The organism is Kosakonia sp. H7A (genome assembly GCF_003028445.1).
GTDB classification, from domain to species: Bacteria; Pseudomonadota; Gammaproteobacteria; order Enterobacterales; family Enterobacteriaceae; genus Kosakonia; species Kosakonia radicincitans.
In genome coordinates, this window is the sequence record NZ_PYTZ01000006.1 from 1 (window position 1) to 14586 (window position 14586).

Consider the following 14586-nt stretch of genomic DNA (forward strand, 5'->3'; position numbering starts at 1 on the left):
TGAGCCGAATGCCGCCGAACAGCCTGAGGCCATTGCCGAGGGAGATCGCCGCATCGATGCCCTGGATCGTGAGATCAGCGCCCTGCGTAACGAGATGGACCTGCGTAAAGCCATCAGCAATAACAGTCTGCTGACCACGCTCGAACGTCAGGGCACCCGTAACCAGGATAACCAGCTGCAGCAGAAAGCCGGCAATCAGGACCAGGGGTTCAGTCAGATGAGCCAGTCTCAGTCTTCCGGAGCGAACTGATATGAGACGTTATTCTTTCAGCGGCCGCACCGGTCGGATTCTCCTTATCGTGTTGTTTATTCTCCTGATGACGGCCGGCATGTTCGCCCTGGCCTCCGTGTTTATGGCGTATGACCCGGACGGCCATCTGACACGCCACTGGCTGCATGACAGCCGCTGGGCACTGTTTGCCTGGCGGCTGCTCATGTATGCCGGCATCGCGGTAGCCTGGCGGATGAAGGTCCGGCCGCAGATGCTGGCGCGCTGGCCGGAAGTCCGGAGTCGCCTGCCGCGCACGGAGCTGCTCAGTGTGTTGTTTATAGCGGCCACGGAGTGCGTGGCCTGGGCAGGCGTAGTGTGAGGAGAGGACAATGACTGCGAACAGTTTTCTGGAGTATTTTCTCATCCTGTTCGGCTGGGTGATGAACAACGCCATGTGGACCATCCTCGGCAATACGGGGCTTTTTGCCCTGCCGCTGGTCTTTAAGGTGACGGGTGTGTGGCTGAAGGTCCGGGAGGAAGGGGCGGACGAAGGCAACAAAGGACTGCTGGCACTGCCCCGTATCGAGCATGCGCTTTACGTGTCGTTTGTGGTGATGTTGTTCTGCTGCATTCCGCTGCTGCCGGTGGATATCAGTACCATTAAATTCGACAGTTCCCGGGCAAAACAGTGCGGTGTCAGTGTACCCGCGCCACAGAACTCCGGTTACAGCGGACTGGTGAACGACTTTGACGGGCGCACGGCCGAGGTGCCCATCTGGTGGTATCTGCTGCATATGATGTCGAAAGGCACCACGCAGGCGATGATTGCGTCCATCCCGTGCGGTACGGAGCTGCGCCAGATGCGGTTTGACGTGCAGAACACGAAGCTGCGTGACCCGGTATTGCTGCAGGAGGTGCAGGATTTTGCGAACCAGTGTTACTCGCGGGCGTACTTTCGTCTCAAGAACAGCAACAGCCAGCTCAGCGATGCCACCATCAACTCGGTGGGCTGGATTGGCAGCGACTATTTTCTGAATACGTCCGGCTATTACGATTATTACACCGCCTCCACACCGCGGAGTCAGTGGCCGTATGACAGCACGCGCGACAGCGGTTATCCGGATACCGGGCTGGGGGGCTATCCCACCTGTAAAACGTGGTGGTCAGATGGCTCATCCGGGCTGCGCAAACGGGTGCTGGCCAGCTTTGGCGACAACACGCGTAAGGAGATGCAGCGATCATTCCCGGGGACGCAGTGGGAAGAGGTCGCCCTGCGCTGGCTGGTCAGCCCGCGTAATGCCGGCCTCTCCGGAGACGGAACGACGTACGCCGTGGGAAGTTCTGATAATGTGAGCGGCGTGGTTGGTAATGTGACCCGGCTGACCTCCACCATCGGGCTTGGCCTCAAGCAGGCGGAAGCGCTGCCGGGCTTTGATGCGCTGAAACAGGCGCTTCCGATGATTCAGGCGCTGCTGCAGATGATGATAATCACGGTGATCCCGGTGCTGATGATGTTCAGTGCCTATGAGCCCAAAACGGTGGTGACCATATCATTTGCGCTGTTTGCGCTGCAGTTCATCACCTTCTGGTGGGAACTGGCCGGGTGGCTTGATGACCGTCTGATCACTATCCTCTACGACAATATGGCACAGCAGGGGCTTACCAGCAGTTCTGTACCGTTCGCGAGTTTCATCAGTTCAACCAACGACGGCTGGATCATGAATCTGGTGCTGGGAATGATGTATGTGGTTTTCCCGGCGTTCTGGATTGGCATGCTTAGCTGGATCGGCGTTAATTTGGGAACAGCAATATCTACAGGGCTGGAGAAAGGAGGTTCTAAACCACAAGATGCAGGTGCTGAGGCGGGAAGAGATGCCCAGAAGTTTGTTACAGATAAAGCAGGAGGAGTTGTAAAGGGGAGTTTTAAATAATAGTAGATGAACTGTACGCGGCTAAAACGTGCAGTTCATCTGTTTTCGTTCCATTCTCTGTCTTGGTTTTCCCATTCTTCCCTTTGTTTTTGTTGGCGTTTTCTCCATTCTTCATCTTGTTTTTTGCGTGCGGGAGAGGCAGTTAAAACATCTGCTATCCCAGTCAGTAAGGCCGCTCCACACATATTGGTTGCACTGGAGAATACAACAGGTTCTGGCGCTTTACGTTTCAGCTTTGTTTCGTCATAAACGATGTCACGACGTTTACCGGCGAACCGGGCCAGGGTGACACTCAGGTCGTCAGCATCGAAGCCACTGTGACTCATGGTAAAAACTCCTTTCACTTGGGTTAGCTGGTTAGTCCTTCACTAATTTTGACTTTAGCGCTTCGTAAACGTCTTCCCGACGGTCAACAGTGATGACGGTGATAACCACATCAACCTCTCCATCGTCACTTTCCAGCACCTGATAGACAAGCCTGAAACCATCCATACGCAGCTTAATTTTGTAGCATTTTTCGACACCAGACAACTTATGTTTTATCGGGGTCAGCGCTGCCAGCGATTCAGCACGTTTTTTTAATTTCTTCCGAAAGGCTTCTCTGATTTTGCTGTCCAGAGCATTCCATTCCTTTAGCGCTGATTTCTTAAATTTCAGTCGCGTTTTTAAGGCAGTGCCGGACAATCAGAGGTTCTCCCAACTGACATCTACTTCATCTTCATCCTGGCGGTTACGTACAATATTAGCCAGCTCACGATCTTCAATAGCATCAAGCATTGCTGCATAAAGTTCCGCAGGAATGCAGTAGAACGAGGGTTTACTGTGGTTAAGGATGGCCACAGGCTGGCCTCCTGCTGACATCACTGTCGCCGTTGGGTTTTTTTTGAGCTCACTGATGGTAGCTGAGCGATTAGCAAGGATTGCAGTTGTCATATAAGACCTCAATTAAGACCTATTTTTAGTCCTGATGATAGTGGGAAAATCTTGTGAAAGCAATCACGAATAGTGCGTTTTTTGAGCGTAACCCGGTTGTTATAGTGCGTGTAAAACATGAATCCAGAACAGCATTTATATAATGTCTAATCGTATTCCACGTTGTCAGAAGTCACGTTGAGGATATATTAAAATGGTTTTGGCCAGAATGATAACCTTCGGGATAAAGTACTTACGTCACAGCTGAACATCTCACCGACAGAATTACCCCACTCCTGGTATGTTGACAGGGGAGGGTGATGATCTGTTTTGCTGGCATATATGATCACGTTGCCACTGGGCGTTATGCAGTGAAGAACGCTTTTAAAAAGCGAGTGTAATAAATATGAGAATGGAGAGGAAACGTCAGGGGGAATATGATAATTAATGACCAGCCAGCCGTTGTCGTTAAGACGGTCAGCACAGGAATGTAAAAAACTCCGTTTTGCCTGCAGGGGAGTCATGGCGTCGTCTGAATAAAGATCTGAAAATATAATGTCATACCGGTCCTTGTTTTTGCGATTCATAAAATCATTCGCATCCTGAATATAGTAATGAGTTTGGATATTGTCAGGTAGTGACAAATAGTCTTTTGCAACACGCATTACCGCTTCGCGAAGTTCTACAACATCAAGGACGGTTTCATTATTAAAGGCATTGATTGCACGAACCAGACAACCGCCTCCGAGTCCTAATACAAGTACTTTTTCAACAGTGGTAAAACTGAGGGACATTAACATCGCTCTGATGTATTGGTGAACAGGCACCAGCGGCGAAGCCTTAAGTATTTTGCTTTGTTCATAAATCATATCAAAGGTTAAAATGAAATGGTTGCGACTTTCAATAACGAAAACATTTCCGTACTCATCCTTCAGTTGAACCAGTCTTTTCCCGGCGATGCGGAAAGGGGAATTTAGTTTGACGGGATCTGAAATAGACATTAATTTTGTTCCAAAACGTTAAAGATAATGGCCTGAGTGTCCGGCAGGATTATTACATGAAGGTGCGACTGGTTTACGCAGTATGTAAATGTTGATAATACGTCCTTCGTTAACTTTCCACAGCGCAGAGATTAAATCTCGTATTTGCCACCTTAGCATGTTGGGTCTTTTTTCTCATCTGAAAAACAGCCTAAAATCAGGGTGAGTTTCCGGTTTTGATGAACCACTTGAAAAGTGATCCCGACACGATCTACTATCTGCATCGTTGTAACGTTGCGTAAAGCAACATGCCAATGTCCCGGCAATCTGAGAGGGGCGCCTTCGGGTGATTGCATGCCAAAACCGTCATGACCTGAGAGACGGTGCCTTCGGGCGGTAAACCCGTTAGCCTTTGAAAATGGGGATCGCCGTGATAGCGATAAAGGATATTCCTTCACTCAATAACTGTCTCTGACAGTCTTCCTGCAGACTTTCTGGTCTGTCTTCTTCGTTTCGTCTCGATTCTTTGACGACTGCATCCGTTGCAAACTTTGCGGCGTGGGTATGACCATTTGGAACATTTGGGCATCTTCCACGACTGCATTGAGAGCAGAGGAGCGCGGCGTCACTTGCGTTCGAGTGAAACGAGTACCAAGTGACGCGCGCGAAAACACGTCCTCAACGCGCATTTTCCGTACCTTTCCTTCATTCACTACAACGTGAAACGAAGTGAGAAGACGAACACAATTTTATCAACCCAGTGAGAAACGCAAAATGAAAACGTTTTATCACATTGTTAATTAAGGAATAGTTATGTAATGAGATACCGAATCGGCGATGTCATCGGAGGATGATATCGGGGGCGACCTGGAAACAGGTACAGCGAAAGCTGCGGTCAGTGTAGAACACTGATTTGACACCTCTCAAAACCTCAACACTTTGCACTTCCCTGGTGCTCAGGTACTCATTACGGCGCAGGATGCGCGAACCCAAACCGTGTCGCCAGGGTAATGCGGGTGTCGTTTTCTGCCGTTTTCACGGAACGGCAGAAAACGACATCTGCCCGTAATGATGTTTTACGTGTAAAACCGTTAAGGAGGTACAGATGTCCAGGCGTGAAAAACTGCTAAAACAGGAGCTCGTCGCCGAAATCCGTAAAAGTGGAGGAAGCTTCAAAAAGCAGGATGACTATTCCAGAATTATGCACCGGTTTGCTGAGCGTCTGGCTGCGCTTAATATTCAGATAAGCTCGGTGTCACAACTTAAGGTCCGGCATATTGAGATGTATATGAACAGTCGCTCATCTGATGAAGTCTCCAGGCGGACACGGCAAAATGAAATGTCAGCGATAAGAGTCATGCTCCGTAATGCCGGCAAACATAAAATGGCCGACCCCACTCATGATCGTTTAAATAATAAAAGTCTGGGTATTTCCGACACGAGCCGTATGGGTACCAAAAAATCCATTCCGGAAGAACGCTACCTTCAGATAATGGAAAGCATTGAAAAAAAGAGCGAGGGCGTTGCCGTTGCGGTGTGCCTGTCGCGTTATATCGGCCTGAGAAATGAAGAAGCTATTCAGTCTGCGAAATCTTTAAAGACCTGGCAGGCGGCATTACTGCGGGGTGATAAAACGCTGAAAGTGATTTTCGGCACTAAAGGGGGACGTGCAAGAATGACCACAATTGTGGACAGAGAAAAAGTTCTTGAGGCGGTCAGTCGTGCCATAAAATACGCCGAAAACAATAACGGTAAAATTATTGATAAACCCGATTTAAAATCTGCGATGGATTTTTACAGAAATACACTCCGCACAGAAATGACCGGCGGAAATGAGACGCCGCACAGTTTACGTTACAGTTTTGCGGAAGATGCTTTTCGATATCATCTTGCTCAGGGGTATTCGAAAGAAGAATCACTGGCGCTGACTTCAATGGATCTCGGTCATGGTGATGGTCGTGGAACCTACATCAGAAATGTTTACTGTCAGTCACTGATGGCTGATTATTAATTATGAGGTTAACTGTGAAAATTTCCCCCGTTATAAATTTCAGTATTTTATCCGTTAAGTATATTCGCGAAATCAGCCTGCCTGAGACACCGGCTTCAGAAATCGTGATTACGTTTAAATGCTTTTCGCCTGTAAATGAGATAGATACTTTTGCAACAATTAACCGGCATTTTGATGACGGTATGGATTTCAGTTACGAGACTGCAATTTCAGAGGAAGGGTTTATATTCACGGGTTCCTTACTGATGTGTGATCCCGACAGCATTGAAAACATCAGGGCGGGTGAATTTAGCGTTCCTCTTTCAGTGACTTTAGCAACGTTGCTTAAAAACGGAACCTACTCTCAGCAGTGTGATCCGGAATCCATCATGGCAGAAGCCTGGTTCGGCGAACGTTGCGAGACGGTGAAAGTGTCGTGGGCATCTTCATAAAATTCACTGCAACGTTGTTGATTTGGAATGTGCGCTGGAGTACATTTTCTCTGCTAACCGTTGTCATGATGACAACTGCCAATGTCCCGGTGATTTGAGAGGGACGCCTTCGGGTAATCACATGCCAATGCCACATTAACCTGAGAGTGGCGCCTTCGGGTGGTTCAAACCTGTTAACCTTTGCAAACAGGGACCTGATAACCAGGTTAAGGTCCATTCAACTTATTCTTCCAGATTTTTCATCCCACGGGACAACGCTTCCCGTATCGGGTGGTCGTTTCCCTTTTTTATTCAGGAAATGCCGCCATGACCTTTCTTCATATTGTTTACTTTGTTGCTGTTTTTGCCGATCGCTTTGTGTGCTTCATTGCACCAAAAACGCTGATTGCTGAATGGTTTTTCTGGTTCACCGGTGATGCGAAGTCATTACTGCTTGTTGTTCGTGAGCTGGAGCTTGCCTGTTCATATCAGAAGGACGAAGCATCAGTGTTGCTGACGGAATTCTCGGTCTACCATGCCGCCTTTTTCTTCGGAGAACGCGAGTATTACGGACTAAAGGTTCGCTGGCCACGCTGGTTCATCAACCGCCTTCATTTTACCGGGATGCAGCTCGACGCCACGCAGTGGCAGGAAGGCTGTCAGAATGGATTCAGCGACGCAGCCGCACTGGAGTCCAGGGCGACTGCTCATTGCTGATAACGCTGTACATTTCACTCACTTCTCCCACGGGACTCCACTCCCGACAGGGCAGGGTTCCACGTTTTATAAGGAACCTTTTATGACTGCTTTTGCTATTACTGTTGATGTCCTTGCTGCCAGCATCCATTCAAAGACCGGGTTCATTTCGGTGATGTCGGAGATTGAAGGGCTGTTACAGAGCGCTACAGCGCTGAACATTTGCGGCATCCCGGACAGCATCGATCTGGATGGTTTTCCGGAACGCTGCAGCCAGACAATCCACCTTGCCAGTGTTGTTGGTGAGGCCCAGGAAATGAATCTGATTCCAGACTCTCTTCGTCAGTTTGTCGATGATGTTGTCCTGACGGGAAAACGCTTCGACGCTGAAGGCGACACTAACGCATGGTGCTACGGTTTTAAGCTGGGCACCGAACGTGGACTGGCTTACTGGTCCGGCGTTTAACGACAATATCTGATTTTTTACGACGGATATTCGATTACTGATAACTCACCCATGCGGGGATAACCCCCCGCATAGCGGTGAAGGTGTCTCCGCCTTAACCAACGGAGACATACCATGAGTATAATGCTCACCCTTGCATCAAAAGCGGCTTCAGCTCTGGCGCACGTTTCTGAGTCACTTAATCAACGTAAGAAAGAATGGTTCACCAATCAGTCGGGGCACAGCAGCTTCCGGCCGGAAGTGATCCCGGATGGTAACGGATTCACAGCCATAATTTCCCGACGAACCGGTTACAGTCCGAAAGACTGGACCTGTCAACGTTGTGCAACCGCAGGACGGTTTGCCTCCTCGCGTCAGGCAATGAATGCTGGTCGCCGGATGGCGCAGCAGCTGGCTGATTTACGTTACCGTTTTGACTGATACAACACACTGACCTCCCCCAGGGATCTTCCCTGCGGGAGGTACTGGCGGGCATGGCTTCATTTTATTCTGAGGTATTCAACATGACCGTATTTAATGACATCGCTTTTGACAGATCTTACGCACCTCAGGGAATGCATGAACTGTGGCAGGGGCAATGCTCGCTTTCCCTTTTCATCGCTTATGTTGCGGAATTAGAGGGTGAACTCCTGGCAATACGTGCATTCCGGCGCTGCGCTATCCCTGACCTGACGGGCAGCTACGGCGTTCCGGTACGCACATTCCGGCTTGTTTCGATTGCCCGGCTTATTGGGTACGCCTGTATGACCGGGGCATTTACTGACGGTTTATTCGAAAAGTACATTGCCGGGCTGATCCTTCTCGGAGAACAGATTGCCCCCCGGGCCTGGAATTTTGGGTTTAGTGAGGGGCAGATGCACTTTGTTGAGATGCGCTCTGACGATGAAGCCAGTGAGGAACAACGGGCTGTATTCTGTGCGAGTGCAGACTATATAGCCTGATTTCTGAAGCGAAAGCGGCTCCCGAGAGAAGCTTTCTCAGTTAAACAAACACTTCCCGGAGGGACCTTCCCTCCAGGGAAAGTTTCCTCCTCCTTTCCCCGGAGGAAATATGATCCGCTTTACTTCTGATGAACTACGTCCGCTGTTTACACAGAATCTGGGTATGCAGCGCCCGCTGATACTTGAAAAGAAACTGGGCATTTATCTTCGTGTACCGGATGACAGACGTCCGGGGGAGTGGCTGAAAGCCTGGGCTGCAGGCTGCAATCCGTTAAAAGATGCAGACTGGTTCACACTTGTCGACACGCTCATACCCGAACATGAGTTTTCTTTTCAGACATTTATGGCACAGAGCATGTCTGATGCCGTGCTGAACGACCATCACGACCTGCTCATGAAGCCTGTTATCAGTAAGCTGAATAACGCGCTGACACTTCACAAGGAAACGAGACCCCCCATGAAGGTGTATGTGCCGGTGGGCGAATATCGCTACCGGATACAGTGGCTTTATGAGCAGTCCTTACGCCACTTCCATGCCTGTGTGGGTGATGCTGAACGTCTCAGCTGGCGTTCGCAGGCATTGCATGTGCTGGACCAGGTGATACGCCTGGACTCGAAACGGGCGAAACCCGCCGACCGGGAGAGGTTTGACCGGGCGGTCGGGAGCGTACGTGACCGTATCCGTTCGGTGATGTCCGATGGTTCCTTACGTTATTACTGATTTTTCCACTCACCGGTGGCGCATCGTCCGCCACCGGGCAGGGATGCGCCCCGCACTCAGAGGCTGCATCACATGAAGACCACCACCGGCCGACGTAAACCGGCGGCAGTACAGACCCCCGACCTGTATCAGCAGGTCACTGACAAAATCATTCTGGCGCTCGAAAACGGCGTACCGCCCTGGCGGCGCCCGTGGCGTCCGGCTCAGAACGTGCACGGCGGCAGTCTGCCGGTCAATGCCGTCACCGGCCGCGCCTACAGTGGCATTAATGTACCGCTACTGTGGATGGCCGCTGAAGAACACGGGTACACGTCCGACCGCTGGCTGACTTTCCGGCAGGCGAAAGCCGCTGGCGGTTATGTCAGGAAGAATGAGACCAGCGCGCTGGCCATCATCTACAAACCATTTGAGAAACAGGCCCGCGACAGCAGCGATAACCTGTTGTATCGCGACGGTGAACCGGTCATGGAGCAACTGGCCATGCTGAAGCAGTTGCAGTTGTTCAATGTTGCCCAGTGCGACGGCCTCCCCGAATCCGTACAGGGTGAACAGCCCGACACGGTGGAGGCAGATCCGCCCTCTGAACTCAGTGCAGCTCAACTGCAGCAGGTGCAGCAGATACTCAGCACAACCGGCGTCGGCTGTGACCATCGCCGGCAGGACCGCGCATTTTACCGTCCGGGTGCCGACCGCATTGTGATGCCGGTGGCATCGCAGTTCCGGACGGAAGCGGATTACTGGTCCACGCTGTTGCACGAACTGGTACATGCCACCGGCCACAGCAGCCGCCTGAACCGGGAAGGTATTACCTCATCATCGCGTAAGTTCGGTGATCCGGTTTACGCCTTCGAAGAGCTGATAGCGGAAACCGGAAGTGCCTTTCTCTGTGCGGAGCTCGGTATTACCGGCGACGTGCAGCACGAAAGCTATCTGACCGGCTGGCTGAAAGCCCTTCGTGAAGATAAAAGAGCGATTTTCCGTGCCTGTCGGTTTGCCCGGGAAGCCTCGGAATATTTACTTGCCCCCCTGAACCGGAACACGGAGCAGGCGGCATAAACTGACCCGGCGGCTGCGGCCGCCATCATCCCCCTGAGGGCATCTTCCTCAGGGAGATGCCCTCTTTTCGTTTTAACCGACAAGAGGAGTTTCACAATGTTCTCATGGTGCCAGAACCGCCTGGAAATTACCGGTAAATCAGTCTGTCTCGATGTGATGCAGCCCTGGATTGCCGGCACGGAAAAACCGCTTTACCGGCACGCCATCCGGCAGGCGATAAAGCTGTTCCTCGCCGGCTGTGCCGGCATACTGAAGCCCGTCAGGGCAGTGGATTACGCACCGTATCCGATGCTGACCGCATCCGGTACAGGCGCGCAGACCTCACCCAACCAGGCTTTCCAGCACTTTATCGAGCTGCTGGAGCAGGACGCGTGGCTTGACAGCAGGACGCTCTCCCGCATGGAGAAAATCTGGCTGCAGTCCGGCATTGATGCGCTGAAATGGGAAGCCATTCCTCTTACAGCGCGGCAGATAATGGCGCAGCTGATGGCCGTGCATTATGCCGACTGGTTCGGCGTTGCCGGTGCCGGTGGTCAGTTTGATCCGCAGGAGCGCTGGGAATGGCTGAGCATCATGCCGGAGACGACCTGTCCCTGTGACATGCTGATGGTGATGCCGTCACGTCTGGCCACCGAGCTTAACGGCGAAAGTGGCCTGTTCACCGGGCTGTTCACCACATCTGAACTTTACATGCAGCTCTTTGGCATGGAGTTTCCGGCGGGCCATCAGGCCAGCTGGAGCAGGGATGATGTGGGTTCACTCACGCTGAGCTTTGCGTCTCCCTGGTATCCGCCGTCAGGTGAGGTTATGGGGATAATGTCGCAGATGTTTGACTGTGAAATCCGGCACTACTGGCTTTCACCGGATGCCGGCACGTCAGGCTACAACTGCTTTGACCGGGGGGACCACGTTGACAGCGGTCCGTACCCGGTGGAAGAACTGCGGCAGTCAGCATCCGGCGACGGTGCACGCATGTATCTGGTGACACCCGAAACGGCTGCGGTTCCTGCAACCACCGCAGCGCACTACGGCAGCATCCGCGCATAACATTCACTTAACGCCGGTTTATCCGGCTCCTCTGACCGGTCACAGCGAAAGCTGTGGCCGTTTTTCACCCTGAAGGGAACACCGTTTCCCTCCGGGCGCGTGTTCTCTTTCCGGAAGGGAGCACATATGAAAAGCGTCATCAACCACGAAAAAGCCTTTCTCTCACTCTTCAGCCAGACTGCACGGTACCATCACCGGCATCAGGTATTTGAAGACTTTGTCAGCTGCAGTGTGATCGCACTGCAGAACAGCCTTCAGTTCTGTGACAAACGGGAAGAAAAGTACATGCGTATTGTAGGCCGTTACGAAAAAACGGACATCTCCCGTATGGCGCAGCTACTGGCCCATGTGACCAACGGGCTGGATGAGACGCCCGGCGATTTTCTTGGCCGCGTTTTTATGCAGCTTGAACTGGGTGATAAATACCGTGGTCAGTTTTTCACGCCGTGGGATATCGGTCTGATGATGGCCAGAATGCAGCTCGGTAACGTCGAAGATAATTTTAGGGACAAGCCGTTTATCACGCTTTCCGAACCTGCCTGCGGCGCCGGCTGTATGGCACTGGCATTTGCCTTTGTTCTGCGTGAGGCTGGCTATTCTCCTCACCGGTATCTGTGGGTCTCTGCTCAGGATATCGATCCGCTGGCGGCCGGTATGGCGTATATCCAGCTTTCGCTGTCTGGTGTGCCGGGGGAGGTGGTGATCGGCAACTCACTAAACGATGAGCGCCGGCGAATACTTCACACGCCCGCGCATTACATGGGGAACTGGAGTTTCCTGCTGCAGACGAGAATGAATGCAGCCGTTGCATGAAAGCTCATACTGAACAAAAGGCCACGAATCATTGTGGCCTTTTTTGTATTACGGATTGCTTTATATAAGCCACTGGTCAGATGGCTTTTATGTAATTTTTATTGTCCGGCAGAAAATCCTGATGTCGGTTTTGTATACGATTGTTTTCAGTGTCGTTGTAATCGTAATGATTTCATCCTGAATGAATAGTATTCTATTAACTCTACCATACTACAAATGCTAAATAATATACGGGTGATATTAATGAACTATAAGATACCTGATCTGCAGGATATGGTTTACATCTATCTCGCTGGTAAGTCCCTGAATATGACATCAGCCAGTACTTCTTCAGGTATACCGCTTGCCACGCTTTCACGGCGTATTTCTGTCGTTGAGAAAAAGCTTGGTCTGAAGTTCTTTATAAGAACGTCCAGAGGGTTAATACTGACAGAACCAGGAAGGCATTATATTGGAAGAGCTGAAACCATTATAAACGATGTTGTCAGTCTTGAAGATGAAGTGAAAAACATGGTGAACAGTCCGTCAGGTGCGATAAATATTACCTGTCCCGTTGACTTTGGTGTGTTTTTTATAGCTCCGAAAATTAAGGGGTTCTCTAAACTCTATCCGGCTATCAGATTTAATTTTGATTTGTCTGCTCAAAAAATTAGTTTATCTGAACACGAAATTGATATCTGTATTCGTATTGGTGACATCCGGGATCTTAATCTTGTTTCCCGGGCAGAAGGAGTATTAAGCCGTAAGCTTTATGCATCGCCAGTGTATATTGAAAAATTTGGCGAGCCTTCACGTCCTCATGATCTTTTGAGGCATCAATGTATTGGCCCCTCATACATGAAAGAACCCTCACGATGGACTTTATGTAAAAATGAGGAAATTATAAATCTAAATGTGCCAGTGAATTACTCTGCCAATAATATTGCCATGATGCTTAAGTTAACCGAAAGTGACTGCGGTATCAGCGTGCTGACACCAGAAGTCATTTCGGATTCTGTGAGTCAGGGCAATATTGTCCCGGTTCTTGAGGAATGGTCATTTCCCCCACTTCCGGTGTATATTCTTACTGGTTCCCGCCATATCAGTAAAAGCGTGCGTATTTTTATCGATTACCTTGTCGACGCGCTGAATGGCATTTTTCATGCTTAATTCACCGGAGGGATTCGTCACTAAAGAGCATCTGCTCCCCATAAGGATGCAAAGCGTTTGTAATTACTCTTTGTATACAAAACAGTATGCCGGATATTCCGGTGACCCAGATAATCCTGTATGAGACGCGTGTCGGTTCCCATGTCTGCGAGATGATATCCGCATGAGTGCCGGAGCATGTGGGGATGAACATGAAAGGGGACTCCACCATCTTCCCCGCATTGTTTTATTATTTTCCAGGCCTGTGTTCTGGAGATTTTTCGTCCTGAAGAAGAGATGAAAACGTTATCTGTATGCATTCCCTCCGGCATATGGCTTCGGATTTTCAGCCATGTTTTAAGGCAGTCATATTCTTCATCTGTACACGGGTGTGCAACCGAAAAGCCATTTTTCAGCCTTCTGATAAATATAATACCGGAATGCATATCAATATCTGAAAGCGTGACCGAAAGAAGTTCGCTGATACGAAATCCATGACGATACGCCATAAGTATCATGCAATAATTTCGTTCCGGATTCCGGCTTTTTTCTGCACCTGATAACAACTGATCCACCTCATATGCTGTCAAATATTTCCTGTTTCCCATCTCGTTTTCCCATTTATAAAAATGTTGACAAGAGACCGGTCTGATCCGGAGTGCCACAGAAATTTAACAACCTTCCTGCTTTTGTAAATATGCACCTCATAAACGCAGGCTTCCAGAAATGGAACGCAGTACGTACTCGTAAAAGCTGTGGTGATGAGATTACAGAAACAGACTGAGAACGGGCAGGTTTCGGCAGGATGGCGGGAACGTGCTGGCAGGATGCACTATAAAGGCATCAGTAGTGCGGGATAACAGTTGCTGGCATTCCGTTCAGTAATCATCATCGTAATCCTGTAAGCCGGAGCGGATCACGAGGATCAGAAAAATAAGTGCAACTGCCAACACAATAATAACGATCAGCATTTCTTTGCCTTCTTCCGGTGTTACATTTTTTTAAGGTTCAGGAAACTGTACAGGTACAGAACCCTGCACCGGAATACCAGCCCCCTTCCGGGAGTCATCAAACCGATTTTGTCGTGATTAATTTTCTGCTTTCCCCGATGTCGTTATGATATTGCGGTCAGGGCAGGGCATGAGATAACAGGAGACGAAAAGGTAATTCGCCTCCTTTTGCACGCTGCCGTCCCTGTTCCCTGAACGATGACGGCGCCGGCACTATCCCCACAGCCGATACAAATCCAGACGATACACCCGC

The 14586-nt window shown here is 50.2% G+C and carries 18 protein-coding genes and 1 pseudogene; 14 read left to right on the top strand and 5 right to left on the bottom strand.

Translation table 11 applies throughout. From position 1 onward, the window contains the following. The 3 genes and pseudogenes from CWM66_RS18690 to CWM66_RS18700 form a co-directional block, all read left to right on the top strand. Positions 1–250, top strand: a pseudogene (locus tag CWM66_RS18690) (integrating conjugative element protein); the annotation flags it as partial. Between the two features lies 1 nt (position 251). After that, positions 252–590, top strand: coding sequence for a hypothetical protein (locus CWM66_RS18695; protein WP_107147046.1), 339 nt, complete (start codon positions 252–254; stop codon positions 588–590). Between the two features lie 10 nt (positions 591–600). Then, positions 601–2142 carry a conjugal transfer protein TraG N-terminal domain-containing protein gene (locus tag CWM66_RS18700; protein WP_107147047.1) on the top strand — a complete coding sequence of 514 codons (1542 nt, stop codon included), beginning with the start codon at positions 601–603 and terminating at the stop codon, positions 2140–2142. A gap of 35 nt (positions 2143–2177) precedes the next feature. Here CWM66_RS18700 and CWM66_RS18705 read toward each other — a convergent pair whose 3' ends face one another. From CWM66_RS18705 to CWM66_RS18720, 4 genes are all read right to left on the bottom strand, one after another. Next, entirely contained in the window at positions 2178–2468 is a 291-nt protein-coding gene (locus CWM66_RS18705; protein ID WP_107147048.1) for a hypothetical protein, read from the bottom strand. A 31-nt stretch (positions 2469–2499) separates the two neighbouring features. Further along, entirely contained in the window at positions 2500–2826 is a 327-nt protein-coding gene (locus CWM66_RS18710; protein WP_107147049.1) for a type II toxin-antitoxin system RelE/ParE family toxin, read from the bottom strand. Further along, entirely contained in the window at positions 2827–3075 is a 249-nt protein-coding gene (locus CWM66_RS18715; protein WP_107147050.1) for a type II toxin-antitoxin system Phd/YefM family antitoxin, read from the bottom strand. A 188-nt stretch (positions 3076–3263) separates the two neighbouring features. Then, positions 3264–4055 (bottom strand): spermidine synthase, encoded by a 792-nt coding sequence (locus tag CWM66_RS18720; RefSeq protein WP_107147051.1) that lies wholly within the window; start codon positions 4053–4055, stop codon positions 3264–3266. Positions 4056–5139: 1084 nt separating this feature from the next. On the opposite strand from CWM66_RS18720, the gene CWM66_RS18730 reads away from it, so the two are divergent. The 11 genes from CWM66_RS18730 to CWM66_RS18785 all read left to right on the top strand — a co-directional run bounded on the left by CWM66_RS18730 (position 5140) and on the right by CWM66_RS18785 (position 13344). Further along, the gene (locus tag CWM66_RS18730) at positions 5140–6045 is read left to right on the top strand and encodes an integrase domain-containing protein (protein ID WP_107147053.1); all 906 of its coding nucleotides are present in this window, start codon (positions 5140–5142) and stop codon (positions 6043–6045) included. 14 nt (positions 6046–6059) lie between these two features. Then, entirely contained in the window at positions 6060–6476 is a 417-nt protein-coding gene (locus CWM66_RS18735) for a hypothetical protein (protein WP_107147137.1), read from the top strand. Between the two features lie 306 nt (positions 6477–6782). Continuing rightward, complete coding sequence (locus CWM66_RS18745; protein ID WP_107147055.1) at positions 6783–7172, top strand: hypothetical protein; 390 nt, start codon at positions 6783–6785, stop codon at positions 7170–7172. 82 nt (positions 7173–7254) lie between these two features. Continuing rightward, positions 7255–7617, top strand: a complete 363-nt coding sequence (locus tag CWM66_RS18750; RefSeq protein WP_107147056.1) for a hypothetical protein — start codon at positions 7255–7257, stop codon at positions 7615–7617. 123 nt (positions 7618–7740) lie between these two features. Beyond that, positions 7741–8037: a hypothetical protein gene (locus CWM66_RS18755; RefSeq protein WP_107147057.1), complete on the top strand. Its 297-nt coding sequence runs from the start codon at positions 7741–7743 to the stop codon at positions 8035–8037. A 53-nt stretch (positions 8038–8090) separates the two neighbouring features. Then, positions 8091–8558, top strand: coding sequence for a hypothetical protein (locus CWM66_RS18760; protein WP_107147058.1), 468 nt, complete (start codon positions 8091–8093; stop codon positions 8556–8558). 109 nt (positions 8559–8667) lie between these two features. After that, complete coding sequence (locus CWM66_RS18765; protein ID WP_107147059.1) at positions 8668–9279, top strand: hypothetical protein; 612 nt, start codon at positions 8668–8670, stop codon at positions 9277–9279. A gap of 72 nt (positions 9280–9351) precedes the next feature. After that, positions 9352–10335 carry an ArdC family protein gene (locus tag CWM66_RS18770; RefSeq protein WP_107147060.1) on the top strand — a complete coding sequence of 328 codons (984 nt, stop codon included), beginning with the start codon at positions 9352–9354 and terminating at the stop codon, positions 10333–10335. 96 nt (positions 10336–10431) lie between these two features. After that, on the top strand, positions 10432–11382 hold the full coding sequence (locus CWM66_RS18775; protein WP_107147061.1) for a DUF1281 domain-containing protein: 951 nt from the start codon (positions 10432–10434) through the stop codon (positions 11380–11382). 126 nt (positions 11383–11508) lie between these two features. Beyond that, on the top strand, positions 11509–12195 hold the full coding sequence (locus CWM66_RS18780; protein WP_107147062.1) for an N-6 DNA methylase: 687 nt from the start codon (positions 11509–11511) through the stop codon (positions 12193–12195). A 243-nt stretch (positions 12196–12438) separates the two neighbouring features. Then, a complete protein-coding gene (locus tag CWM66_RS18785) occupies positions 12439–13344 on the top strand; it encodes a LysR family transcriptional regulator (protein ID WP_158262949.1) in 906 nt (301 codons plus the stop codon). 20 nt (positions 13345–13364) lie between these two features. Here CWM66_RS18785 and CWM66_RS18790 read toward each other — a convergent pair whose 3' ends face one another. Next, positions 13365–13931, bottom strand: a complete 567-nt coding sequence (locus CWM66_RS18790) for a tyrosine-type DNA invertase (RefSeq protein WP_107147064.1) — start codon at positions 13929–13931, stop codon at positions 13365–13367. Positions 13932–14586: the final 655 nt, after the last annotated feature.